This is a genomic window from Gordonia sp. QH-12 (assembly GCF_001578675.1).
Lineage (GTDB): Bacteria > Actinomycetota > Actinomycetes > Mycobacteriales > Mycobacteriaceae > Gordonia > Gordonia sihwensis.
The window spans coordinates 1-24,480 of the sequence record NZ_KQ969307.1; the positions used below are offsets into that span (position 1 = coordinate 1).

Annotated in this window: 18 protein-coding genes; 7 read left to right on the forward strand and 11 right to left on the reverse strand. The window is 68.9% G+C overall.

Going from position 1 to position 24,480, the window contains the following annotated elements; translation table 11 throughout:
* Positions 1–110: 110 nt before the first annotated feature.
* Positions 111–1,358, reverse strand: coding sequence for an MCE family protein (locus Y710_RS17140; protein ID WP_062368004.1), 1,248 nt, complete (start codon positions 1,356–1,358; stop codon positions 111–113).
* Positions 1,359–1,573: 215 nt separating this feature from the next.
* Here Y710_RS17140 and Y710_RS17145 point away from each other — a divergent pair, with 215 nt between their 5' ends.
* Positions 1,574–1,864 (forward strand): hypothetical protein, encoded by a 291-nt coding sequence (locus Y710_RS17145; protein WP_006895498.1) that lies wholly within the window; start codon positions 1,574–1,576, stop codon positions 1,862–1,864.
* A gap of 81 nt (positions 1,865–1,945) precedes the next feature.
* Here Y710_RS17145 and Y710_RS17150 read toward each other — a convergent pair whose 3' ends face one another.
* On the reverse strand, positions 1,946–4,936 hold the full coding sequence (locus Y710_RS17150) for a UPF0182 family protein (RefSeq protein ID WP_156479471.1): 2,991 nt from the start codon (positions 4,934–4,936) through the stop codon (positions 1,946–1,948).
* Positions 4,937–5,067: 131 nt separating this feature from the next.
* On the opposite strand from Y710_RS17150, the gene Y710_RS17155 reads away from it, so the two are divergent.
* The gene (locus tag Y710_RS17155; RefSeq protein WP_006895500.1) at positions 5,068–5,634 is read left to right on the forward strand and encodes a PPA1309 family protein; all 567 of its coding nucleotides are present in this window, start codon (positions 5,068–5,070) and stop codon (positions 5,632–5,634) included.
* Between the two features lie 19 nt (positions 5,635–5,653).
* Here Y710_RS17155 and Y710_RS17160 read toward each other — a convergent pair whose 3' ends face one another.
* Positions 5,654–6,694, reverse strand: coding sequence for a YlbL family protein (locus tag Y710_RS17160; RefSeq protein ID WP_006895501.1), 1,041 nt, complete (start codon positions 6,692–6,694; stop codon positions 5,654–5,656).
* A gap of 101 nt (positions 6,695–6,795) precedes the next feature.
* Between Y710_RS17160 and Y710_RS17165 the strand changes: the two genes are divergently transcribed.
* The 3 genes from Y710_RS17165 (at position 6,796) to Y710_RS17175 (ending at position 10,538) form a co-directional block, all read left to right on the forward strand.
* On the forward strand, positions 6,796–8,241 hold the full coding sequence (locus Y710_RS17165; protein WP_045539002.1) for a zinc-dependent metalloprotease: 1,446 nt from the start codon (positions 6,796–6,798) through the stop codon (positions 8,239–8,241).
* Between the two features lie 69 nt (positions 8,242–8,310).
* Positions 8,311–9,225, forward strand: a complete 915-nt coding sequence (locus Y710_RS17170; RefSeq protein ID WP_006895503.1) for a hypothetical protein — start codon at positions 8,311–8,313, stop codon at positions 9,223–9,225.
* Complete coding sequence (locus Y710_RS17175; protein WP_006895504.1) at positions 9,222–10,538, forward strand: ABC1 kinase family protein; 1,317 nt, start codon at positions 9,222–9,224, stop codon at positions 10,536–10,538. The genes Y710_RS17170 and Y710_RS17175 overlap by 4 nt, the downstream gene beginning before the upstream one ends.
* A 15-nt stretch (positions 10,539–10,553) precedes the next feature.
* Here Y710_RS17175 and Y710_RS17180 read toward each other — a convergent pair whose 3' ends face one another.
* The 7 genes from Y710_RS17180 to Y710_RS17210 form a co-directional block, all read right to left on the reverse strand.
* Positions 10,554–10,820 (reverse strand): WhiB family transcriptional regulator, encoded by a 267-nt coding sequence (locus Y710_RS17180; RefSeq protein ID WP_006895505.1) that lies wholly within the window; start codon positions 10,818–10,820, stop codon positions 10,554–10,556.
* A 346-nt stretch (positions 10,821–11,166) separates the two neighbouring features.
* Positions 11,167–13,215 carry an ATP-dependent helicase gene (locus tag Y710_RS17185; protein WP_006895506.1) on the reverse strand — a complete coding sequence of 683 codons (2,049 nt, stop codon included), beginning with the start codon at positions 13,213–13,215 and terminating at the stop codon, positions 11,167–11,169.
* Positions 13,216–13,326: 111 nt separating this feature from the next.
* A complete protein-coding gene (locus Y710_RS17190) occupies positions 13,327–13,587 on the reverse strand; it encodes a mycoredoxin (RefSeq protein WP_006895507.1) in 261 nt (86 codons plus the stop codon).
* Positions 13,588–13,632: 45 nt separating this feature from the next.
* The gene (gene nudC, locus Y710_RS17195) at positions 13,633–14,547 is read right to left on the reverse strand and encodes an NAD(+) diphosphatase (protein ID WP_006895508.1); all 915 of its coding nucleotides are present in this window, start codon (positions 14,545–14,547) and stop codon (positions 13,633–13,635) included.
* Positions 14,547–15,611: a potassium channel family protein gene (locus tag Y710_RS17200; protein ID WP_006895509.1), complete on the reverse strand. Its 1,065-nt coding sequence runs from the start codon at positions 15,609–15,611 to the stop codon at positions 14,547–14,549. The genes nudC and Y710_RS17200 overlap by 1 nt, the downstream gene beginning before the upstream one ends.
* A 96-nt stretch (positions 15,612–15,707) precedes the next feature.
* Complete coding sequence (locus Y710_RS17205) at positions 15,708–19,085, reverse strand: ATP-dependent helicase (RefSeq protein ID WP_062368005.1); 3,378 nt, start codon at positions 19,083–19,085, stop codon at positions 15,708–15,710.
* Positions 19,078–22,434 carry an ATP-dependent helicase gene (locus tag Y710_RS17210; protein ID WP_062368006.1) on the reverse strand — a complete coding sequence of 1,119 codons (3,357 nt, stop codon included), beginning with the start codon at positions 22,432–22,434 and terminating at the stop codon, positions 19,078–19,080. Before Y710_RS17210 ends, Y710_RS17205 begins: the two co-directional genes overlap by 8 nt.
* A gap of 63 nt (positions 22,435–22,497) precedes the next feature.
* On the opposite strand from Y710_RS17210, the gene Y710_RS17215 reads away from it, so the two are divergent.
* On the forward strand, positions 22,498–23,307 hold the full coding sequence (locus tag Y710_RS17215; RefSeq protein WP_006895512.1) for an alpha/beta hydrolase: 810 nt from the start codon (positions 22,498–22,500) through the stop codon (positions 23,305–23,307).
* 2 nt (positions 23,308–23,309) lie between these two features.
* Positions 23,310–23,636, forward strand: coding sequence for an MGMT family protein (locus Y710_RS17220; protein ID WP_006895513.1), 327 nt, complete (start codon positions 23,310–23,312; stop codon positions 23,634–23,636).
* Here the strand turns inward: Y710_RS17220 and Y710_RS17225 are convergent.
* Positions 23,633–24,475 carry a TIGR02569 family protein gene (locus Y710_RS17225; protein ID WP_006895514.1) on the reverse strand — a complete coding sequence of 281 codons (843 nt, stop codon included), beginning with the start codon at positions 24,473–24,475 and terminating at the stop codon, positions 23,633–23,635. The two genes, Y710_RS17220 and Y710_RS17225, sit on opposite strands and share 4 nt — an antisense overlap.
* Positions 24,476–24,480: the final 5 nt, after the last annotated feature.

Genomic DNA, 24,480 nt, shown 5'->3' on the forward strand with positions numbered 1-24,480 from the left:
GCTACCGAGCTGCTCCACCCCGCGTTGCATCGACTACGTTACACACGCCGCGACAGCGAAGGCAAATCGATGAAATCCCAAGGTGATCGACGCCACCGGCAGGGCTCGGCTCAGCGCGGATGCACGCCCATCAGCGCCGCCAGCTGGGTGGCGAGCGGATTGAGATTGAGCTTGTCGGGGTCCTTCTTGGCGTTGCCGTCCCACGGCTGCGCGATGTTCGGATTCGCCAGCGGTGCCCGCGCGGCGCCACGCACGGAGGTCGGATTTCCGGCGGGCACGGTGCACCCGACCTCGGTGTTGAACGGGAAGTCGTCGTAGTTGATGTCGAAGTCGGGCTTCTCACGCTTGATCCGCGCGATCATCGCCTGCGTCGACTCGTAGCCGCGAGTACAGCTCGGCGGATTGCCGGTCTCCAGGACGATGCCGAAACGGATCGATCCGTCGGGCGACGAGGTGGCGTGACTGCTGGCCGACAGGCTCGACAGCATCGCGAAGGTCATGCCGGTGACGTAGGACGCCGGCGCGATCTCGTGGACCGTGCCGCCGAGCTGCCCGATCAGCTTGGTGGTGTCGGCCCCGTTCTCGTCGAGGAACTCCGACAGCGCAGAGGCCGCACGGGGCCCGTCGGTCAGAATGCGCCGCACAGCCGGATCGGACGAGGCGAGCTGCGCCGACACCTTGTCGAGTCCGCGCGACCATTCGAGGATCTCGTCGGACTGCTCGTCCTGAGTCTTGAGCACGACGTTCGAGTTCTTGATGAGGCCGATCGTGTCGTCGAGACTCTTGAGTCCATCCTTCGACAGGGTGTCCAGCGAATCGACCAGTCGCGACAGATCCTCCCCCTTGCCGTTGAACGCCCTGCCGAGTTCGCGAACGACGGATTGGAGCGAATCGACCGGAATCGTCTTGGTGAGGTCGATGGCCGACGAGACGACGTCCTGCACCGCCGGAGGCAGTTCGACCTCAGAGATCTCCGAGCCGTCGCGCAGATACGGACCTGCGCCCGACGGCGGCTGGAGGTCGAGGAACTGCTCCCCGATCGCGGACCGGTTGGCGACCGCCGCCACCGACGACGCCGGAATCGACGACCGGCCGGAATCGAGGGTCAGCTCCACATCGACACCACCGGGGACGATGCGCATATCGCTGACGCGACCGGCGGGGACCCCGCGATACGTCACCTCGGCTTCGGGGAAGATGCCACCGCTGTCTGGCATGTGCACCACCACGCGATAGCCGCTGAGTCCGAGCGCCTGGTCCATTCGCGCGAACCGGATGCCCGCGAAGATCGACGCACCGACACCCAGCAGAATCACGACGACCAGCTGCAGTTTCACCAGACGGCTCAGGGGTGGCATTCGCGACCTTCCTACACGACTGACGGAATCCCGACGATCCGACCTGCCGAGCGTAAGTCGGTTGCACCTGCAACGACGACTCCTGGACACCGTATGTGACAAACGAGCTAGCCAGATTCTTCATGTGATATTTGTCACCTCGTGAGCTATGGTGAGGGTAGATAGAGGGTGCTCTACCAGGGCATTCATCATCAGACGAGCTAGGAGGATCAGTCATGGCGAATCACTCGATCAGAAGGAGCGGCCACGGCAACCACTGGATGGGCCTGGTGGCCTTCGTCCTGTTGATGGTCGGCGGCGCCTTCTCAGCACTGTGGGTCATCACCTTGGCCGACCTCCCCGACAACAAGCCCACCAACATCACCTACGGAGTGCTCGCACTCGGCTGCCTGATCTTCTCCGCGATGATCTTCACCTTCCTCGTCAGGCGGCTGCATCACTCGCCGGTGATGCCCGACAACACACCCGACGAGATCGCCCGCTATCTGGCCAAAGTGCGTCCCTGATCCTGGACGCGGGGCCCTGCCGAGCAGAATGCCGGCCGATCGGATTCCCGATCGGCCGGCATTCCTGCGAATATGCGCGGCTCAGTTGCCGAGGGCCTCGTACTGATTGACGGCCTTGTTGAGCCGGTCGAGGGCGTCGCCGTAGGCCTTGAAGTCGCCGCTCGACTGCGCCTTGCGCATCTCCTCGAGCGCCTCGCCGAGCTCCTTCACCACCGCGTCGCGCGCGGCGTCGTCGCCGCCGCTACTCGACGGCTGCTGGGTGTTCGGCGCGGGCTTCTGCGGCGCAGGCGTGCTCGACCCTCCCTCGATCTCCGGCTCCGTCGCCGCACTCGGATCGATGCCGACCTGGCGGAGTGCCTCGGCCACGGTCGGCGCATAGCCGGCGTTCGCCTTCTCCTTGCCCGCCGCCGCGTTGTAGTACGTGAGTACGCGGTAGAGCTTCGGGATCGCCGAGTCCCCGGTCTTGGCCTGGTTGTACATCGGCTGCACGTAGAGGATTCCGTTGTCGCCGACAGGCAGTGCGAGCAGATTTCCGTAGGTCACCAGGCTGGAGTTCTCCACGAGCTGACGGTCACGGGTGCTCGACGGGCTGTTCTTCATCGCCTCGGTCGCCTGCTGCGGACCCACCGACTGGGTCGTGGTCGGCAACGTCTTGACCGTGATCTTGCCGTATCCGTCCGGGTCGGATGCCGCCGTCATGTACGCCGCGAGGTTCGGCCGCGCGAGCGCGGTCATCACCGATGTCAGCTGGAACTGCGAGAGCGCCTCGTTGCCCGGCGCCGACGCGGTGAAGTAGTACGGCGGCTGCGGAGCGGTGCTCTTGTCGACGGTCGGGTCCGCGGGAACGGTCCAGAAGTTGCTCGACTTGAAGAACGTGGTGCCGTCGTTGACGTGGTACTTCGTGAGCAGCTCGCGCTGCAGCTTGAAGATGTCCTCCGGGTAACGCAGGTGGGCGCGCAGGTCGGGCCGCTTGTCGAGTTCCGACTTGGGCTTGACCGTGCCGGGGAACGCCTTCATCCATGTCTTGAGCACCGGATCGGTGTCATCGGACTGGTACAGCTCGACCTTGCCGGTGTAGGCGTCGACGGTTGCCTTCACCGAGTTGCGCACATACGAGACCTCGCGGTCGGGCTGAGCGCGCCCGGTCGGCCCGGCGTCGGACTGACGGGAGTCGGCCGTCGCCGCCTGCAAGGCCATGCGCTGCGCGTAGGGATAGTTGTCGAGGGTCGTGTAGCCGTCGACGATCCACTTGATCGAGCCGTCGGCCATGACCGCAGGGTAGGTCTTGGAGTCGGTGGTCAGCCACGGCGCCACCTTCTTGACCCGGTCGCGCGGATCGCGGTCGTACAGGATCCGCGACTGGTCGCCGACCGCGCTGGACAGGATGAAGTTGCGCTCGCCGTACTTGAGCGCGTACAGCAGACGCGTACCCCAGTTGCTGAGGGGAACGCCGGAATCGGCGCGGTAGCGGTAGTTCTCGTTGTCCCCGTCGTACTCGCGGCCCTCGTCCGAGCCGCCCGTACCCACGATGGCGTAGTCGGGGTTCACCTTCGCGATCATCTCGCCGAAGTAGATGCGCGGCTCACGGACTTTGATCGGTGCGGTCGCCTTGTACTCGGGTGTATTCACCGTGTTGACGTCGGAGACCAGGAACACCGGGAGTCCGCCGGAGTCGGAATTGGTGTCGCCGTTGGGTGCCTCGTCGACCTTGTTGGCCTGCGCGGCGATGAACCCGTTGCCGTGAGTGAACACGGTGTGCTTGTTGAGCCAGTTGTTCTGGTTGCCGCTCAGGCGCGACGGATCGAGTTCGCGCGCGGCGACGATGAAGTCGCGCTGCTGGGTCTCGCCGTCCTGGGTGACCGGGTAGCGGTCCACCGCCAACTGCGAGGGGAAGCCGTAGACGTTCTTGAGCGCCTGCCGCTGCGAGAACGCGGTCGACATCACCGCCGGGTCGAGGATGCGGATGTTCGAGAGCGTCGCCGCGTCGGAGTTGACGGTGGCCGGATTCGCCGGACTGCGCGCCCAGTCGTTGTCGTAGACGACGTCCTTGCCGTTGCGGATCCGGTAGGCCTCGGTGGTCGCCGCGATGTTGCGTTCGATGTACTCGGCTTCCTTCGTGTCGGCGCTGGGCTTGACGGCGAACTGTTCCATCGCCGCCGGCCACGCGACGCCGATCACCAGCGCCGAGAGCAGCATCAGCACCGCGGCCAGCGCCGGGATGCGCAGGTCGCGCAGGGCGATCGCGGCGAAGAATGCGATGGCGCAGACGATCGCGATCGCCATCAGGATCAGCTTCGACGGCAGCACGTAGTTGATGTCGGTGTAGGTGGCGCCGGTGAAGATGTCGCCGCGCCGGTCACTGCTGAGCAGGTCGTATCGGTCGAACCAGTAACCGATGGCCTTCGCGATCATGAACAGTCCGGCGATCACGGCCAACTGGATGCGTGCCGCCCGCGTCAACGATCCGCGACGTCCGCCGCCGCCGAGCCGCAGTCCGCCGAAGACGTAGTGCGTGATCAGGTTCCCGATGAACGCGATGACGAGCGAGATGAAGATGATGTCGAGCATCATCCGGAAGAACGGCAGCGAGAACGAGTAGAACCCGATGTCGAGGCCGAACTGAGGATCCTTGATCCCGAAGGGTTCGCGATTGATGAACATCTGAACCGTGGCCCAGGAGCCCTGGGCGATGAGACCCGCCACGATGCCGATGAACACCGACGGCACCAGAACCGACAGCTTGGGCCGCATGCCCACCGCCGTCCGGTAGCGCGCCAGCGGGTCGGTGGGGCTCGCCAGCATCACGAAGTCCGGACGTGCACGGTAGGCCGCGAAGATGCCGCCGAAGACGATCGCCGAGACCACGACCGCGACCACCAGGAAGGTCACCAGACGCGTCGTGAGCATGGTGGACATCACCTCGGAGTACCCGAGGTCGGAGTACCAGAGCCAGTCGGTGATCAGTGAGACCACTCGCGGACCCACCAACAGCAGGATCAGCAGTCCGACACCGATCCCGATCAGGATCTTCGCCCTCCGGGACAACGTCGGCCGTCCGCCCGATCCGGTCATGCTCACCACTTGTATAAGCTCCCTGATTCGTCTCTGCTCGCGCGCGTGCGACAGCAATGCCGACCAGCTTACCGATTCGCCCGAGTCGGCTCCGTTCTCCGCCGCAACCGTCCAGGCTGCACAATGGGCGCGTGACGTCTTCCGATGATTCCGCAGGCGCCGGCTTCTCCCAAGCCGATCTCGGCAATGCCCTCGCCCAGTGCCTCGCCTACGCCTCCGACTTGCCCTGGGGCTCGGCGCCGACACTGTTCGCCCTGGTACCGACCGCGGTGCTCGCGTCCCAGGCGCCGGGCCTCGTCGATCCCGGCGACGACTCCGCTCTGAGCCCGGTGGTGCAGGAGACCAGCACCGCCGACCTCGAAGAGCTGCTGACCACCGTCGCGTGGCCGGAGCAAGTGGTGGGCTCGGCGGTCGTCACCGAGATCACCCTGCTGCCGCCCGACGCCGAGGCCGATCTCGACGCGGCGCTGGAACCGCTGCTGGCCGATCCCGACGCCGCCGACGAGGCGGCGCGGCGAGCCGCTCACAGCCATCCCGAGCGGAAGACGGCACGGCTCGCGGCGGGGGTGCTCCGCACCGGGCAGCGGGTGGCGCTGCTCGCGCTCCGAGAGGGCGAGCAGCAGTCGGGGGATCTGCAGACTCACCCGGACATCGCACCGAATCTGCTCGACGCTCTCGCCGAGACTCTGCACGGCTGACCGATTCAGCAGTGCCGATTCAGCAGTGCGGGCGGGCCTCGTCGGTGCCGAGGGTGTCGAGCGCGTTCACCGCGTCGGTCAGCGTGTCGACCTTGACCAGTTCGATGCCGTCGGGCGCATCGGACTTCGCGGCATCGCAGTTGCCGGCCGGAACCAGGAACACCGTCGCTCCGGCGTCTCGGGCCGCCTTGATCTTGTGCGGGATGCCGCCGATGGTGCCGACCTTGCCGTTCGGGTCGATGGTGCCGGTGCCCGCGACGAACTGACCGTGTGACAGGTCGCCGGGCGTCAGGTGGTCGATCACCGAGAGGGTCAGCATCAGACCCGCCGACGGTCCGCCGATGTCTCCGACGTTGAACACGATGTTGATATTCGGGTCCGCTGCCATCATCTGCGGCGTCACCCCGAGGAAGGCCTTGGCGGGATCGTCCGGGCGGGCCCCGAGCTTGACTTGTTGGGTCAGTCGCTGCGGTCCGCGCTGGACCGTCAGTTCCACCTCGTCGCCGGGCTTGTGCCGGGCGAGGACGTCGGCGAGTGCCTTGGGCCCGTCGATCGCGACGCCGTCGAGGGTGAGGATGCGGTCGCGCGGAGCGAGCTTGCCGTCGGCCGGCCCCTTGCTCGCGACGGCGCCGACGCCGATCGCGACCGGCTTGTGCAGGTAGTTCAGCGAGGCCATCGTCGCGTTGGTCTCCGAGCCGCTCATCTGCTCGGTGTTCTGCTGCTGCACCTGTTCCACCGTTTGGTCGGGCGGGTAGTACAGCTCACGCGGCTGCAGTTCGTACGTACCCGAGGCCCACATTCCGAGCGCCTGGAACAGCGAGAGTCCGTCGCGGAGCGAGACCGTGGTGAGGTTGAGATTGCCCTTCGGGTCCGGGTCCACCGCTCCGGTCACTTCGACGACGGGCTTGCCCTCCACGTCGCCGAGCGTGTTGACCGTCGGGCCGGGCCCGAGCGCCACATACGGCACCCGAAGCGTCATGCCTGCGATGACGAACGCCAGGAGGACTACCACGCCGACGGTGATCGTGGCGATACGGCGATGGGCGGGCTTGATGGTCACCCGGCCCAGGGTAATGCAGCCCGATTCCCGGAGCCCGCAGGTGACCGGGCGAGCGCAGCGACGGGAGATGTGCCGAGCTTCGGCCCGGTACCGTTGAAGGTATGAATGATCTGCCCTTCGGGTTCTCGTCGTCGAACGACCGGGACAAGAACGACCCGGACAAGAACAACGGTGGCCAGAGCGGCGGCGGCACGCCGGGCGGCGACCCGTCGAACCCCTTCGGATTCCCGCTGGGCGAAGGCGGCGCGGTCGATCCCTCGCAGCTGGGTCAGTTGTTCAGTCAACTCGGGAACATGTTCAGCGGCATGGGCGCGGGCATGGCCGGCGGCGGCTCCGGTCCCGTCAACTACGACGTGGCCGCGAACCTGGCGCGCAGGCAGATCGGCTCGTTCACTCCGATGCTCGAGAAGGAGCACCAGGCGGTGGCGGACGCGGTCCGGCTGGCGGAGGTCTGGCTCGATGAGCAGACCGCGATGCCCGCGGGGATCCGTTCGACGGCGGCGTGGACGCCCGTGGACTGGCTGGAGAACACGCTGCCGACGTGGCGGACGCTGTGCGATCCGATCGCCGAGCAGATGTCGAAGACGATGGACGCCGGTCTGCCCGAGGAGGCGAAGGCTTTCGCCGGCCCGATGATGGCGATGATCGGCCAGCTCAGCGGCACGATGTACGGGACCCAGCTGGGTCAGGGACTGGGGCAGTTGGCCGGGGGCGTATTGACCTCCACCGACATCGGCCTGCCCTTGGCGCCGGACGGTCTCGGGGTGCTGCTTCCCGAGGCGATCGCGCGATTCGCCGAGGGACTCGATCTGCCCGCGCAGGAGATCGTCGTCTTCCTCGCGGCGCGGGAAGCCGCGCACGTGCGATTGTTCGCGCACGTTCCGTGGCTCAAGCAGCGATTGCTGGCGACCGTGGAGGAGTACGCCCGCGGCATCCGCATCGACCTCGGCGGACTGCAGAATCTGGCGACGGAGATCGACCCGCAGGAGTTGTTCTCCAATCCGGGCAAGCTCGAGGAGTTGATGGGTTCGGCCGCCTCATTCGAACCGGAGACGACCCCGGCGCAGCAGGCGGCGCTCAGCCGTCTGGAGACGCTGCTCGCACTCGTCGAGGGCTGGGTGGAGCTGGTGGTGTCGAATGCGCTCGGAGACCGGATTCCGAGCACGGCCGCGCTCAGTGAGACGATGCGCAGGCGCCGCGCGTCCGGCGGTCCCGCCGAGCAGACCTTCGCGACGTTGATCGGTCTGGATCTGCGTCCGCGCAAACTGCGTGAGGCGGCCGCCCTGTGGCGGGCGCTCACCGAGGCGTCGGACATCGCGACGCGCGACGGTGTGTGGGGCCATCCGGACCTGCTTCCCGACGCCGACGACCTCGACAATCCGGCGGGTTTCATCGACCGAATCGTCGGAGGCGACGTCTCCGGTATCGACGACGCCATCGCCGAGTTGGAGCGCCAGTTCACTGCCGAGAGCGGCGACGGTGACGCCGAGCCAGGCGACGACGGCCGAGCTTCCGGCGGCGACGGCGAGGGTTCCGACCAGCGCTGATTCCAGAGCTCGTCGAACCTGTGGAATTCGGGTTCGCCGAGAACCGGCTGCGCTGCCAGCGTGGTCGTCATGCCCGCACGCGACGCGCTCCCGGTTCTCACGTCCGGCACACCGGTCCTCATCCGCCCCGACGGCCGGCTGCACATCGGCTCCGACCCGCTGACCGCGCTCACGGTGGAACTCGGTCGCGGAGTGTCGACGGCTGCGGTCGCGGCGCTTCTGCAACGCCTCCGGACGCCGCAGCGCTACCGCCATCTGCGCCGTGATCTGCGGTCGTCTGGTCTCTCGGCGTCGAGGTTCTGGGAGATGCTCGACCGGCTGGTCGCCGCGGGCAAGGCGGTGGAGTCCGAAACTGTTGCATCCGCACGCCTCGCCATCGGCATCGTCGGTCACGGCGAAATCGCCAGGCTGCTGCTGTCCGGGTTGCCGCTCGACGGACACCGGACCGAGGTCTGCGATCCGCGCGGTCCGCTCGGCGGTCCCGGGCCCCGGCCGCAGCTGGTGGTTCTCGCCGACCAGCCGGTTCCCGACCCGGCCGTGTACGAGCCGCTGATGTCTGCGCGGATCCCCCACCTCGCGGTGCACATCCACGACGACGTGGGGGTCGTCGGGCCGCTGGTGCTGCCGGGAGCCACCAGCTGCCTGCGGTGCCTCGAGCTGCACCGCACCGACGTCGATCCCGGATGGCCGGTGCTCGCCGCCACCCTGCAGGGGGTCGCCGGCGCCGGCGGGACCGCGACCCGTCTGGCGACGGTGGCGATGGCGCACGCGCAGATCGGCGAGATCGGCGCGGCACTGCGAGCCGCGGATCCGGCGCCGCCGGCGGTGGCCGGAAAGCGGCTCGAGTTCCGGCCGCTGCCGTGCGGGATGACGCTCGCCCCGGCACCGGTGCATCCGCGCTGCGAATGCTTCGTGCGATGCGGCGGTGCACCGGGCGAAACGGTTTCCACTATCCTCGATCACGCGGCGAAAGGACACCATTGAGCGAGATCACACGCGGCCAGGGTCGTCGCAACGCGAAACTGGCCGCACTCCCCCTGGGCATGGCCGGGCGCGCTGCCGCCGGGTTCGGCAAGCGGATCGCGGGCAAGAGCCGAGAAGAAGTCAACGCCGAGTTGATGAACAAGACCGCCGAGCAATTGTTCGCGGTCCTGGGGGAACTCAAGGGCGGGGCCATGAAGGTGGGACAGGCGCTCTCGATCATGGAGGCCGCGATCCCCGACGAATTCGGTGAGCCCTTCCGGGAAGCGCTGACCAAGCTGCAGGCGGAAGCGCCGCCGCTTCCCGCCAAATCCGTGCACAAGGTGCTCGATCAGCAGCTCGGCACCCGCTGGCCCGAACGATTCCGCGAGTTCAGCGACGAGCCCGCCGCCTCCGCCAGCATCGGCCAGGTTCACAAGGCCGTGTGGTCCGATGGCCGCGAGGTCGCGGTGAAGGTCCAGTATCCGGGCGCCGACCATGCCCTGAAGGCCGATCTGAAGACCCTGAGCCGCATGTCGGGACTGATTCAGAAGCTCTCGCCCGGCACTGACGTCAAGGCGATGGTGGACGAGCTCATCGACCGGACCGAGGACGAACTCGACTACATCACCGAAGCCGACAACCAGCGGGCGTTCGCCCGCGCCTTCGACGGCGATCCGGATTTCCTGGTTCCGAAGGTGGTGGCGAGTGCGCCGAAGGTCGTGGTCTCGGAGTGGATCGACGGCACCCGGCTGTCGAAGCTGATCGTCGAGGGCACGCAGGAGCAGCGCAACGACGCCGCCACCAAGATGACGACCTTTGAGATCAGCTCGCCTGCGCGTGTGGGAATGCTGCACGGTGATCCGCACCCCGGAAACTTCTACGTTCTCGACGACGGGCGTTTCGGGATCCTCGATTTCGGTGCCGTCGGGCACTACCCGGACGGGCTGCCTGCGAACACGGGCCCGATTCTGGCCCTCGCGCGTGACAGGCGGTACGACGAACTGCGCGAGGAGATGGTGGCCGCCAACTTCATTCAGGCTTCGCACGCCGACCGCGTGAGCCCGGAGGACCTCGCCAACTACCTGCAGCCGTACGTGGATCCGCTGTACAGCGACACCTTCCATTTCACGCGCAAGTGGCTGCAGCGCGCGGCGGGGATGGCCACCGACATCAACGGCGACGTCTACAAGACGTCGCGGAATCTGAATGTTCCACGCGAGTACGTGATGGTCTTCCGTGTCCTCATCGGATGTGTCGGGATCGCCGCTCAACTCGACGCGGAGGCACCGTATCGCGCGATTCTGAACGAATGGGTGCCCGGCCTCGCGAGCTGAGCGGCGACGCGACGATCATGCGACGGCCGCGTTCTTCCGCGGACGGCCACGGGGCCGCTTCCGCGCGATGACGACACCGCGCTCGAAGATCTCCCCACCCCAGACTCCCCACGGCTCTTCGCGCTCCATCGCGCTCTCGAGGCATTGGGTCCGCAGTGGGCATTGTCGGCACAGGCTCTTCGCCTCCTCCAGGAGGTCCGGTCGGTCGGCGAACCACAGGTCGGCGTCGTAGTCGGTGGACTGGCAGGGCAGTTCTATTCGGGGAATGGTCAAGGTAGACAAAGTAGGTCGGCTTTCGTTCGCAGATGCTGGTCTGATGAACCCGGGCCTACTCGTGGTGGTGCGATGAGAAAGGCCACGGGGTTCGCTATCGCGATTCGCCGTGGCCTCGAAGGTTCCGCTGGTCTCTAGGAGTGAGACATTCGGTAGGACGTCGGATCGCCGTCCACGGGGGCCACTGGGAATCGCCGGCGCGCTCGCGCCATGGGCGCTGCCGCTGCAGCGAGATGTACTGTCTGCCAGTTCACTGGTCGATTCCCTTCTCTCGTGCGGCTCCGGACGGCACAGAGGATCTCCGCACCGCGTGATGTACTTCTGTACTGTATGCGCGCCGCCAACGGCGCACAACTTATTTTCTACCTGCGGTTTCGCCGCGTCGGCGCCCGGGGAGGGCGGCATCGATCACGTCAAGGATCCGCGCCCCGATCACGTCTGCCCGCTCCGCTCCGAAGCCGCGCACCTTCGCCAGCTCGTCGATCGAAGTCGGCACCGCAGTGGCGATCGAGCGGATCATCGACACGCTCATCACGTTGACCGCCGAGATGCCCTCGGACTCGGCGAAGTCCTTGCGCCAGGCGGTCAGCGCGGCGAGGACGTCGGGATCGGGGTCGCGGCGCTCGGGCAGCGGATCGAGGTCGGCGGCCGGATTCGGCACCAGTGCCTCGAGGAATCGGGAACGACGACGCTTGGCGCCCCGCCCCTCCCCTCTCGAAAGACTCCACGACAGGTGCAGGTGTTCACGTGCCCGCGTGACACCCACATAGAAGAGCCTGCGCTCCTCTTCGACTTCTTCGGTGGTCTTGGACGCACGCCCGAGCGGCATCGATCCCTCATGCAGTCCGGTCAGGAACACCGCATCCCATTCGAGGCCCTTGGCCGCGTGCATCGACGACAGCGTGACGCCCGCACCGACCGGCGCGTGTCGCATCCGCGACCGCTCTTCGAGCCTTGCCACCAGTCCGGCGAAGTCCAGTTCTGGTGACTCCCCGGCGATCGACTCCACGATCTCCATCAGACGCAGCAGCTGTTGCCATCGCGCACGCGCGTTGGCGCCCTTCGGCTCGGACTCGGTGAGCCCGACGGAGTGCAGCGCATGCCGCACGGCGTCCACCGGCGCCATCGGCGGGGGTGCGGCCCCCGCCGCCAGAGACGTCAGGCGCCGCATCCCCGCCACGATCTCGGGCCGCTCGAAGAAGCTCTGCGCGCCGCGGACCTGGTAGTCGATCCCCGCCTCCGACAGCGCCTCCTCGTAGGCCTCGGACTGAGCGTTGACCCGGTAGAGCACCGCGATCTCCGAGGCCGGGACACCGGTGCGGATCAACGACCGGATCTTCGCCACCACTCCGACCACTTCGGCGATCTCGTCGTCGAATCCGGCGAAGACCGGTTCCGGTCCCGACGGCCGTTGGCCCACGAGTTTGAGCCGCGTGCCCGCGATGCGGCCGCGGGCCTTGCCGATGACCGCGTTCGCCAGACTCACCACCTCCGGAGTGGAGCGGTAGTCGCGCTGCAGTCGCACCAGCGTGGCCTCCGGGTACCGGCGGGTGAAGTCGAGCAGGTACGTCGGCGTCGCGCCGGTGAAACTGTAGATGGTCTGATTCGCGTCGCCGACGACGGTGAGGTCGTCGCGTCCGCCGAGCCATGCGTCGAGCAGGTCTTGCTGGATGGGAGTGACGTCCTGGTATTCGTCCACCACGAAGCTGCGGTAGCGGGACCGGAACTCTTCGGCGATCGACGGGTCCGACCGCAGGATCGTGGTGGTGAAGGTGAGCAGATCCTCGAAATCGAGCAGTCGGTCGCCGTTCGGCGCGACTTTGGCCGCCTCATACGCGGAGAACACCTGCGCGACCGTCGCAGGGTCGGCCGGAAGGTCGCGGTGGGTGCGTCGCGCCGCCTCCGCATACTGCCCCGGACCCAGACCCGACGACTTCGCCCATTCGATCTCCGACGCCAGATCCCGCAGCAGATCGCGGTCGGCGACGTCGAGGCCCAATTCGCGCGAGACTCTACCGACCATCCGGAACTTGTGCTCCAGCAGTTCCCAGCGCATGTCGCCCATCGCCATCGGCCAGAAGTAGCGGAGCTGGCGCATGGCGGCGGCGTGGAAGGTCTGGGCGGCGATCCGGTTGCCGGGTCCGGCGACGCCGAGCGACTCCAGCCGTTCCCTCATCTCCGCGGCCGCTCGCGCGGTGAACGTGACGGCCAGCACCTGCTCGGGGTTCACCTGCCCGGAGTCGACCAGATGCGCTATCCGCCGGGTGATGGTGCGCGTCTTGCCGGTACCCGCGCCGGCGAGCACGCAGACGGGTCCTCGGGGCGCGAGAACCGCTTCGAGCTGTTCTGGATCAAGGCCTGAGGTGACTCCGCCTTCCGCCGCTGGATGCCCGATCACTGTCATGCCTACTACGTTCTCATGCCCCTGCGACACTGCTCGTCTCCGCAGTTCAGAGCCGGTTCCTCAGTGTCGTGGGAGCCCAGCCGGCGGCCCGAGCCCCCGCGCTGGGCCGTCCTACAGCCTGCCGAGCCTGCTCATCACCTCGCCGACGGACGGGTTGGTCGCCGTAGACCCGTCGGCGTAGAGAGCGGTCGGAACGACGTGGTTGCCGCCGTTGACGCTGCCGACGAACTCGGCGGCGTCCGGGTCGGCCTCGATGTCGATCTCGGTCCACTCCACGCCGTTGCGTTCCAGACCGGCCTTCAGCCGGTTGCAGAACGGACACCAGGAGGTGGTGTACAGAGTCAGTTCCGGGTTCGCTGCCGCATCACTCATGCCGCAATCTCAGCACATTCCGGGAGTCGTCGGAGGCGCGGGGTATCAGCGCCTCGGTGCCCGAGCCCAACCGGTGATGAGGCTCCGTGCGATCGATACCGATCCCGGCAGCATCAGCCGCGAGCCGGGGTTGTCGGCGCCCCAGTCGTCTTCGCGCGCCAGCGCCTCGAGCACCTCGTCCCGGTGGAACCACTTCGCGTCGCCCAACTCGCCGTCGCGGAAGGTCAGCGGTTCGGCGGGGTCGCCGAGCGCCTCGAAACCCAGCATCAGCGACCTCGGGAACGGCCACGGCTGCGAGCCCAGGTATTGCGGCGAGTGGACCCGGATCCCCGCCTCCTCGAACACCTCGCGCCGAACGCACTGCTCCAGCGACTCTCCCGGCTCGACGAAACCCGCCAGCGTGGAGAACCAACGGTCGGGCCACACGGCCTGCCGGCCGAGAAGGACACGGTCGGCTCCGTCGTGCACGAGCATGATCACCGCCGGGTCCGTGCGCGGATACTCCTCGGCACCCGAACCGCCGTCGCGGCGCAGCCAACCGCCCTGCACGAGATCGAGCGGGCGGCCGTCGACCGGCGAGAACTGCGCGGTGCGGTGCCAGTTCAGCACCCCCAGCGCTGTCGCCAGCAGTCCCGCCTCGTCGGCGGAGAGCAGATGGGCGCCTGTTCGCGGATCGGCCACCGGCTCGTGAACCTCATCCACCCGAACGGCCCACAGATCGCAGTCCGCCACCCCCAGGAAGACCGCTCCCGCGACCGGTTCAGCACCGTACTCCGCGGCCCGCGCCCATCGCAGCGCGCCGCGGTCGGTGACCGGATAGCGGCCGCGGTGGTCCACCGGCAGGACGCGCGCCTGCGCCCATCCCGCAGCGAGACGCTCCGGGTCTTTGCGCACCTGGTCGGCGCGGTCGATCTCCGCCCGCGACAGCAGCGGCGGTTCGACGAGCTCGAACGAGGCCATCAGACCGATCCGCCCTGGCGGACGTACAGCAGTCGGTCGCCGACCTCGATCTCCTCGACGCGTTCGTCTCCGACCCGGTACAGCTTGCCGTCGCGCACCACACCGAGGACCAGATCCTTGGTGTGCGCCGGTGAACCGCCGGTCTCCGACGGTTCCACCTCACGTTCGGCGATCGCATAACCCTCTTCTGGGCTGAGCAGATCCTCCACCACCTCCACCACGGACGGGGTGATGGTGGCGATGCCGAGGAGACGACCGGCGGTCTCCGACGAGACCACGACGGAGTCGGCGCCCGACTGCCGCATCAGGTGGGTGTTCTCGGCCTCGTTGATCGACGCAACGATCTTGGCGCGCGGATTGATCTCGCGTGCGGTCAGCGTCGCCAGCACCGCGGTGTCGTCTCGGTTGGCGGCCACCACGATCGCGGAGGCGTGCTGGACGCCGGCGAGCCGCAGCACGTCGGACTTGGTGGCGTCGCCGCGGACGGTGACCAGACCGTGAGCACTCGCCGATTCGAGCGCGTTCGGGTCCTTGTCGACCACGACGATCTCGGCGGGCTTGACGCCGTCGGCGATCACCGCGTCGATCGCTGTGCGCCCCTTGGTGCCGTAGCCGATGACGATGGTGTGGTTGCGCACCCGATTCCTCCAGCTCTGAATCTTGATCGCCTGCCGCGAACGCTCGGTCAGGACTTCGAGGGTCGTACCGATCAGCACGATCAGGAACAGCACGCGCAGCGGGGTGATGAAGACGATGTTGACCAGTCGTGCCGACTCGGTGATCGGAGTGACGTCGCCGTAACCGGTGGTCGACAGGGTGACCGCCGAATAGTACAGCGCGTCGATATAGCTCATCGGGACGTCGCGGGCGTCGTGGTATCCGTCGCGATCCAGATAGACCACCACCGAGCAGACGAGCAGCGCGGTCAAAGCCCACGCCACGCGCCTGCCGATCGCCCGCGCCGGGCTCTTCTCATGCTCCGGGATCCGGACGACGCCGACGAGCGCGTAGTCCGGCTCGTCCACCAGTCCGCCGCCGCGCCGCCGCCGTAACCGCTCACGCACGGGAACTCCACCTCGCCCGCGCCGACTGTGACATCACGCATGGGAGGCTACTGCATGGACCGGACCGCCGACGGTCAGCGGTCACGATGGCAGCGGTCACGATGCGCCCGGGTCGGCGAGGATCCGCGCGAGTTCATCGGGGCCGGGGAGATCGGCCGGTTCCAGAGTGAAGTCGTGCCGCACGTAGACGAAGGCCGCCCGCACCTTCTCTAGGGGGATTCCCGACAGCTGAGACCACGCGACACGATAGGCGGCCAACTGAACGAACAGCGGCTTGCGCCGCGCCGGCTCGGGTACGGCGCCGGTCTTCCAGTCGACGATCAACGCGCCGTCGCCGTCTGCGAAGACCGCGTCCATCCGCCCGCGGACCACCGTCGATCCGATGACCGTCTCGAAGCCGACCTCCACCTCCAGCGGCGTGCGGTCGGCCCACTCGGAGGCGAGGAACCGGCTGCGCAACAGATCCAGATCGTCCTCGGCGGGTCCGGCTGTCGCGTCGGCGGCTCCCGGAAGCTCGTCGACGTCGAGCAGCCGCGTGGCGCCGAACCTGCGCTCGACCCAGGCGTGAAACGCCGTACCGCGTCGTGCCATGGGGTTGGGGCGATACGGGACGGGCCGCCGGAGACGGGCCGCGAATGCCTCCTGGTCGGAGTCGAGTTCCACCAATTGACTCACCGAGAGGTGTCCCGGCAGTTCCACGTCCACCGTCGTCTCCCCCGCCCGCGCGTGCTCCTCGAGCAGGACGGCCACTTCGCGCTGCCACTCGCGCGCGTCCACATCCGCCGGCTCGGTATCGGCGACGGCGAACAATGCCCGCTCGGCGCGGGCGGCGTCGACCAGTTCGGCGGCCGCGATCATCGGAGCACGCCGGTCGCCGAGGAGGTCCACCGGCCAGGCGACGCTGATCTGTTGCTCGGTGAGAGGGTTGGCGGCATCCGGTGCGGGCGGCGGCGCGTCGACGTCGATGTGCAAGCCCGAGGGTTCCACCTCGTCGGAGGCACGGCCGGCCGCGGCGTCGGCGACGAGTTCGGCCAGCTCGATGTAGAACTCCGAACCACCGCGCGGCTTGTCTCCCGATTCCGACCAGTGATGCGCGGAGACGAGCAGTGTGTGCTTGGCGCGGGTGAGCGCGACGTACAGCAGGCGACGGTCCTCTTCGAGCCGCCGTCGGCCGATCGCCTCCTTATGCGCGTCGATCGCCGCCTCGAGTTCCTTGCGGTCGCCGACGTCGGTGAGGTCGAGCGGCGGGAAGCCCTCGTCACCGTCGCGTGCGAGATCTCCGCGCAACTCCGCGGGCAGTTCCCGCGCCGAGCCGAGCCAGGTGGTCTCCGCCTTTCCACTCGGGAAGATCCGCTCGGCCACGTGCGGCAGCGCCACCACATCCCATTCGAGGCCCTTCGCCGCATGCACGGTCAGGATCTGGACCCGCTGCTGCGCCACTTCCACCTGCCCGGCTTCGAGTCCCTTCTCGACGGTCTCGGCGGCGTCGAGGAAGGCGAGCAACCCGGGGAGAGTCGCCCCCGGACGCTCGGCGTAGTGGGTCACGTACTCGGCGAAGGCGTCGAGGTGTTCACGCCCGGTGACCTCGCCGCGCATCCGGCGCGCACGGATCTGCGCCTCCACCGCCACGCCGATCGTCTGTTCGACGTCGGCCACCAGCTCGGGCAGCGGTTGGCCGATCCGTCGTCGCAATCCGTCGAGCTGCCTGCCGAAGGTCGTGATCCGTTCGTATCCGGCCGCACTGTAGCGGGAGGCGTCGCCCGGGTCGGCGAGCGCATCGCACAGTCCCGCCGAGTCGACGGCCTCGCCCGGCAACGCCGCGTCCAGGGCCTCGTCGAGCGCCTCCCGGCTGGTGACGGCACCGGTGGTCGGCGCACCGACGCCCGCGGCGAGCTCGCGCGCGCGGCGCCACAGCGCGGCGAGATCCGCCGCCCCCAGCTGCCATCGTGCACCGGTGAGCAGTCGCATCGCGGCGGTGCCGGCCATCGGATCGGCCATCAGTCGCAGCGTCGCAACGATGTCGGTGATCTCCGGAACGTGCAGCAGTCCGCCGATGCCGACCACTTCGGCCGGGATGCCCCGCCGTTCCAGTTCCGCGGCGAGCGGCGCCGAATCCTCGTTGCGTCGCACGAGGATCGCGGTGGTCGGCGGCGCGACCCCGTCCCGCTGAGCGGACGTGTAGTAGTCCTCGATGCGGTCGGCGATCCATGATCGCTCCTCGACGACGGTCTCGGTGAGTGCCAGGCGAACCGTGCCCGCGGGCGCGTCGGGACGGGCTCGCAGGACGCTCACCGGCACGCCCCGGCGTCGTAACTCCTCCGAGGTCCGATTCGCCAAGTAGAGGGCACCGCGGCAGTTCCGCCAACTGGTCAGCAGCTCCCGGCGATGAGCGTCCCTGCTGTCCGGGCGCGGGAAGTCGCGGGCGAAGCGCGGGAGGTTGGCTGCCGAGGCACCACGCCAGCCGTATATCGACTGGATCGGATCGCCGACGGCCGTGACCGCGATCGCCCGCCTGCCGCCGACCGAATGCCCGCCGAACAACACCGACAGCAGAATCCGCTGTGAGTGGCCGGTGTCCTGGTACTCGTCCAGCAGAACCGCCTTGATACCGGCGCGCTCGGCGTCGACGACCTCGGGATGCTCCGACACCAGTCGGGCGGCCAGCGACATCTGACTGCCGAAATCAAGCGCACCCTGCGCCGCCATCGCCTCGCGGAGCGCCGACACCAGCGGAATCAACTCCCGGCGTTCGTCGATGACCGCCTGGATGTCGCGGAGCTTCTTGTTGGGTTCGGCGCGCTGCCCCGGCCCCTTCGGGAGGGTGTCGACCAAGCGATACAGGTCGGTACCCGCCGCCCGCAGATCGTCGACGCCGACCAGATGCTCTGCCATCTCCGAATAGAGGCGCAAGACCGCCTCCGTTACCGACGCGGGAACCTTCGTGGTCTTCAGCTCACCCGGCCACGACGCGACCACCGAGAACGCCAACTGCCACAGTTCGGTCTCGCTGAGGAGAGTGGCCGTGGGTTCCACGGGCAACAGCAGCCCGTAATCGGCGATGAGACGGCCCGCATAAGCGTGATACGTGCTCACCTCCGCGTCCGCGCTGCGCAACCGGCTCGCCAACTCGCCGCCCGGATCCCATTCGAGCAGAGCCGGGCTCCCCGCGAGCATCGACAGCCGGCGTCGGATTCGGGCGGCGAGCTCGCTCGCCGCCTTGCGGGTGAACGTGAGGCCGAGCACCTCCTCCGGACCCACGAGCCGGTTCGCCACCAGCCACACCACGCGGGAAGCCATGGTCTCGGTCTTTCCCGCGCCCGCGCCGGCCACCACGAGCATCGGCTCCAGCGGAGCCTCGATCACCTCCACCTGTTCCGGGGTCGGCGGCGGCAGTCCCAAGGCGGATGCCAGCGACCGCGCCCCGATCCTCGGCGCCCGCCTCGACCTCTCTTCCCGGACCAACGAATCAGTCATCGATGACCGCCTTCCCCCGCAGCTGCGCGGGGCACGACTGCGACAGCGAACAGTGTCCGCACCCGCTGTTCGGCGTCGCTGCGAAGACCGGTCCCACGCTGGCACGCGCGGCCTCCCGAACCACTGCGATCCACTCCTCCACCTGCTCCGGCGTCAGCGGCGGCTGCACACGCTCGGCCGCACCGGTGGTCTTGTTCGCATTCGCGACGTACACGAGCCGACCGCCACCGGGGTCAGCGGCAACCCCCGTCGCTGCGCTCGCCCGGTCATTCCCCGTCGCTGCGCTCGCCCGGACCCCTCCCAGCTTCAACGCCAACTGGTAGGACGCCAGCTGCGGGTGGATCTCGGCATCGGCGGCGCGGATCGGCGTCTTACCGGTCTTGACGTCGACCACCACCGGCCGACCCGAGCCGTCCGTCTCCAGCCGGTCGATGCGGCCCACCAACCGCACCGGCAGCAACGCGTTCCCCGCCTCGTCGACGCCCGCGGGCAGCGTGGCGTCCACCTCCACCTCGACACCGGCCTCGGTGAGCTCGGCCCGGGACAGCCGCAGCCAGTCGCGGAAGTTGGTGAGCATGCCTTCGGCCCGCTCCAACTCGCGCGCGCTGTACCACTGGGCAGGAGACGAGACCCTCCCCCAGACCTCGTGCAGCGCCTCGGTGACCTCTGCGCGATCCATGTCGCCGGCCACCGCCTGCACCAGCGTGTGCACCAGAGTTCCGGTGACCGCTTGTTCGGCGTCGCCGTCACGCCCGCCGTGCCGCTCCAGCACCCATCGAAGCGAGCACTTGGTCAAGGCCTCCACGTTGGACGGCGAGAGCGTGCGAGGACCGTCGTCCGCCGTCCACAGAGGCTTCTGCGTGCTCGGTCCCATCAGACCGAACCAGTCGGCCGGAGCCGCGCCCGGCACCCCGGCCTGAGCCAGATCGGCGAGCAGCGCCGCCGCCACTCGCGTCCGCTCGTCGGGTCCGCCGTCGGCGTCCGCGCCGGACACCACCACCGCCCGCAGTTCGGCGACGAGCGACGGCAGCGACAGCACGCGCCTGACACCGGGATCGATCGGCACTTCCTCGTCGGCGTCTTCGCCGCCGTCTGCGTCGGCGCCGTAGCCGCCGACCGCGTCGGCCAGTTCCGGGACGAACCGCGACGGCGATGCGTCGCCGCTGCCGTCCTCGACCGCCGTGACCAGCAACCGCGACCGTGCCCGGCTGCATGCCACGAGCAGCAGTCGCCGCTCGTCTGCGAGCATCACCGAACCGCGCGCGATGGTGTCGACGGCGTCGGCGCCCACTCCGCTCAACAGGTCGATCAACGCGGGTGTCCCCAGCACGCTGCCCCGGCTGCGCAGCGACGGCCACAGACCGTCGAGCACACCCGGCACCGCGACCACCTCCCATTCGCGGCCGGTCGCGGCGTGTGCCGACACCACCGCGACCGCCTCCGTGCCCGACACCGCGATCCGCGACTCGCGCGGGATCTGGAGTTGGCCGAGGTAATCGACGAAGCCCAATACCCCGGCAGCCGGAAGGTTGTCGGCGAAGGTCCCCGCCGCCTCGAACATGGCGAGCATCGCGTCCAAGTCCCGGTCGGCTTGGTCGCCGCCGCGTCCGCCCCGCAGCGATTGCGCGGTCCACCTCCGCTCGAGTCCGCTGGCCCGCCAGGCGCGCCACAGAGTCTCCTCCACGCCGACGCCTGCCGCCTCCGCCGCTCGCGCGGCGTCCACCGCCTTGCACACCTGCTTGAGAGCGATCGCCTCGAAGTCCGTGAGACCGGCCAGATAGACGTCCATCAGGTCGGCATCGCCCAGGGCCGCGGCGAGCGAGCTCAGCGAATCGGCATCTCGACCGCGCGCTTCGTCGATGCGCCGGATTCCCCTGCGGAGCCGACGCAGACCGGACGGATCGGCGGATCCGACCGGTCCGGTGAGCAACGACACCACCTCGTCGGCGTCCAGCGGCGGCCCGCCCCCAGCCACCCGGAGAATCAACATGAACGCCACGACCGCACGTTGCCGATGGATCGGGACGTCGGTGGCGGGCGTGGCCATCGGCACCCCCGCCGAGGAGAACGCCCGCCGCAGCGCGGGCAGCGCTCTGGGCACCGACCGCACCACGACCGCCATCTCCGACCACGGCACCCCGTCGAAGAGGTGGGCGCGCCGCATCATGTCCGCCACCGCCGTCGCTTCCTTCGCTGCGGACGAGAAGACCCGGACGTCGGCGTGTCCACGGCGGGCCGCGTCATCGCCTCGGTCGGCCGGTTCGGGATAGCCGTGGGGCCGGCTCCCCGGAAGCCGCAGCGCGAGCGCGCGGCCGACCGCGTTCACCGCGGGCGAACCCCGGTAGTCGGTCGTCAACTCCACGTCTCGTTCCGGATCGTCCTCGGTGAGCCCGTCCGCGAACGCCGGATCCGCGCCGCGGAACCCGAACACGGACTGATCGGTGTCCGACGTGACCACCGTCGAGTCGGCGCCGGTCCCGATCAAGCGCACCAGGAACGCAGCCTGGGGGTCGAGGTGTTGGGCGTCGTCGACCAGGACATGACGGATGCGCTGCCGCTGTCCGGCGAGGACCTCGGGGTCGGTGGCGAACGCCGACAGCGCGGAACCGATCAGCTCGGCGGCGTCGACCGCGGTCACACTCGCCTCGGGTGCATCGAGCCCGACCGCCCCGCGCAGCAGCATTCCCTCCTCGTACTGGCGGAAGGCATGTCCCGCGGCCACCCACTCCGGCCGGTTGTGCCGGCGTCCGAGCTCGGCGAGATCGTCCGGTCCCAACCCGCGTTCGGCGGCCCGCATCATCAGGTCGCGCAGGGCCTGCGCGAAACCGTCGGTCGTCAGCGCCGGTCGCAGCCATTCCGGCCAGTACTCGGCACCGTCCTCCACATCGCCGGCGAGCAGTTCGCGCAGGATGACGTCCTGCTCCGATCCGGTGATCAGCCGCGGCGGTGGATTGCCGTGCGCCGACGCCTGCAGCCGCAGCACCGCGAAGGCGTACGAGTGAACCGTCCGCACCAGCGGCTCCCGCAGGGCCCCGCCCAGACTCCCGCCTGCCGAGAGCACACGCCGGGTGATCTCCGACCGCAGCTCACCGGCGGCCCGACGATTCGCCGCCAGCACCAGCACCGACTCCGGGTGTACCTCCGGGTCGAGCAGCCGCGCCACCGCCGCGTCGACGATCAGCGACGTCTTGCCCGTTCCCGGACCGCCGTGCACGCGCCAGGGCCGCCAGGGCCGCGAGGGATCGGCGCGGTGCCGTCCCCCGATCACCGCCGACGCCGACGCCGGCCACGACCGCACGCCGTCCGCCGGGGCGGGCGCGGCGACGAGTCGGGTGCTGGGACGGGTCATGAACCTATGGAAGCACGCGCCTCCGACAGTCCCGGTGGCGGAAGTCCCCATTAGAGTCGAGGCATGCCCGGACCCGCCTCGCCGACGCGCACGCTGCACACGCACCTGTTCGGTACCGACGATCCCGGCGCGCCTGCGGTACTGGCGGTTCACGGCCTCACCGGGCACGGGCGCCGCTGGGAGCAGATGGCCGCCGACCACCTGCCCGGCACACGGGTGGTGGCGCCCGACCTGCTCGGTCACGGCCGCAGCCCTTGGGAGCCGCCGTGGAGCATCATCGAACACGCCGATGCGCTCGGCGCGGCCCTCGACGCTCATGTCCCCGTCGGGCAGGCAGTCGTCGCGGTGGCCCACTCCTTCGGATGCGCGGTGACCCTGGCCCTCGCCGAGCGCCGGCCGGATGCGTTTCGCGGCCTCGTCCTGCTCGATCCGGCCCAAGGTCTCGACCCCGAACGGGCCCGGTTCATCGCCGAGACGTCGATGGCGAACTGGGGCTACCAGGACGCCGACGACGCCAGAGCCGCCAAGCGGATGGAGGGCTGGAGTGCGGTGCCCGCCGACGTGCTCGACGCCGAGATCGCCGAACACCTGGTTCCGGCGGCCGGCGGACGCGTGGCCTGGCGAGTGTCGGCCCCGGCCGCCGCGACCGCGTGGAGCGAGATGAGCGGCGCCTTCCGTCTCCCGCCCGCCGGCATCCCGACGCACGTCGTGGTCGCCGAGCGGGTGCAGCCGCCCTTCGTCCGGCAGGAGTTCCTCGCCGCCTGCGCCGCCGAGCGCGCGGACACGGTGACGGTGCACCGCGTCGACACCGAGCACATGATCCCGTTCCTCGTCCCCGACTTCTGCGCCGCGCTGGTGCGCGACCTGCTGTAGCCGTGGCCGCGGTCACCGAGGATCAGGTGGAGGCGGTACGGGCCCTGGTCGCCGCCATCCCACCGGGAGCGGTGAGCACCTACGGCGACCTCGCCGCCGCCGCGGGACTGTCCAGCCCGCGCATCGTCGGGTGGATCATGCGGACCGACTCGGCAGACCTGCCGTGGCATCGGGTGGTTCCGGCCTCCGGCCGTCCATCGCCCGGCCTGCGTGCGCGGCAATTGACTCGACTGCGCGAAGAAGGCGTCCGAATCGTCGACGACCGCATCGATCTGAAGTCGCACCGGATGCGCCCCGACGGTCCGGGACCGACGGGAGTTCCGGACTAAACCATCATCCGGACGAGGTCGACGACCCTGAGAAGTCCGGGCAGCGCACCGGCGGTCGACCGCGGATGCATGCCGTGGACGGCGAGCCGGAACATGACCGCGCGCAGCAGCATCTGCGGCCACTCCGGGTGATTCGACCACCGCTCCACCAGGTCCTCGCCGGCACCGCCCCATGCGAGCGCGTCGACGACCACCACGGCCGCGGCCCACGACGCGGGACGCCAGTACGGAACGATGTCCGTGATCGCCGGAGCTGCGGCACCCGCGAACAACACCGTGCCGAAAAGGTCGCCGTGCACCACTTGAGACGGCAGGTCGACGGGTCGGCGGAGACTCCCGAGGATCTTCAGTTCGGCGAGACTGCGCTCCCCGTCCTCGCTCGTCGGCTCCGGCATTCCCGCGGCGCGTGCCGTCCGCAGCGGAACGTCCTCCCAGGCGGCCCTGTCTGCCGCGACGAAGACGTCGACGTCGTTGAACGGCGGCGCGGGCGGCTGCAGCATGAAGCGGGGTCGTTCGAGTTTGGCCGTCGCCGCGTGCAGCCGGTCAGCGAGCGCCACGACCTCGTCGTACCGGGGTTCGGGACTGCCCGCGACATAGGTGTCGGCCCGCCAGCCGGACACCACGTAACGGCCGTCGGTGGCGCGGATGGGCCGCGCGATCCGCATTCCCTCGACATACAGGTTCTCTCGCGCAGTGGCCGACCATGCGGCGCGCGCGTGATCGGGAACCAGCGTCAGGACCACCTCGCCGACGCGCCATCCGGTGCCGTCCATCGCGATGGGCGGATGCGCGGTGAGGCCGAACGTGGTCAACACCTGTTCGGGCGGCTCGACAATCATGGTCA

Excerpts from the sequence above, each read along its gene's own strand:
- Y710_RS17140 (WP_062368004.1), bottom strand. The coding sequence starts at position 1,358 with ATGCCACCCCTGAGCCGTCTGGTGAAACTGCAGCTGGTCGTCGTGATT.
- Y710_RS17145 (WP_006895498.1), top strand. The coding sequence starts at position 1,574 with ATGGCGAATCACTCGATCAGAAGGAGCGGCCACGGCAACCACTGGATG.
- Y710_RS17150 (WP_156479471.1), bottom strand. The coding sequence starts at position 4,936 with ATGACCGGATCGGGCGGACGGCCGACGTTGTCCCGGAGGGCGAAGATC.
- Y710_RS17165 (WP_045539002.1), top strand. The coding sequence starts at position 6,796 with ATGAATGATCTGCCCTTCGGGTTCTCGTCGTCGAACGACCGGGACAAG.
- Y710_RS17170 (WP_006895503.1), top strand. The coding sequence starts at position 8,311 with ATGCCCGCACGCGACGCGCTCCCGGTTCTCACGTCCGGCACACCGGTC.
- Y710_RS17185 (WP_006895506.1), bottom strand. The coding sequence starts at position 13,215 with ATGACAGTGATCGGGCATCCAGCGGCGGAAGGCGGAGTCACCTCAGGC.
- Y710_RS17190 (WP_006895507.1), bottom strand. The coding sequence starts at position 13,587 with ATGAGTGATGCGGCAGCGAACCCGGAACTGACTCTGTACACCACCTCC.
- nudC (WP_006895508.1), bottom strand. The coding sequence starts at position 14,547 with ATGGCCTCGTTCGAGCTCGTCGAACCGCCGCTGCTGTCGCGGGCGGAG.
- Y710_RS17205 (WP_062368005.1), bottom strand. The coding sequence starts at position 19,085 with ATGACTGATTCGTTGGTCCGGGAAGAGAGGTCGAGGCGGGCGCCGAGG.
- Y710_RS17210 (WP_062368006.1), bottom strand. The coding sequence starts at position 22,434 with ATGACCCGTCCCAGCACCCGACTCGTCGCCGCGCCCGCCCCGGCGGAC.
- Y710_RS17215 (WP_006895512.1), top strand. The coding sequence starts at position 22,498 with ATGCCCGGACCCGCCTCGCCGACGCGCACGCTGCACACGCACCTGTTC.
- Y710_RS17225 (WP_006895514.1), bottom strand. The coding sequence starts at position 24,475 with ATGATTGTCGAGCCGCCCGAACAGGTGTTGACCACGTTCGGCCTCACC.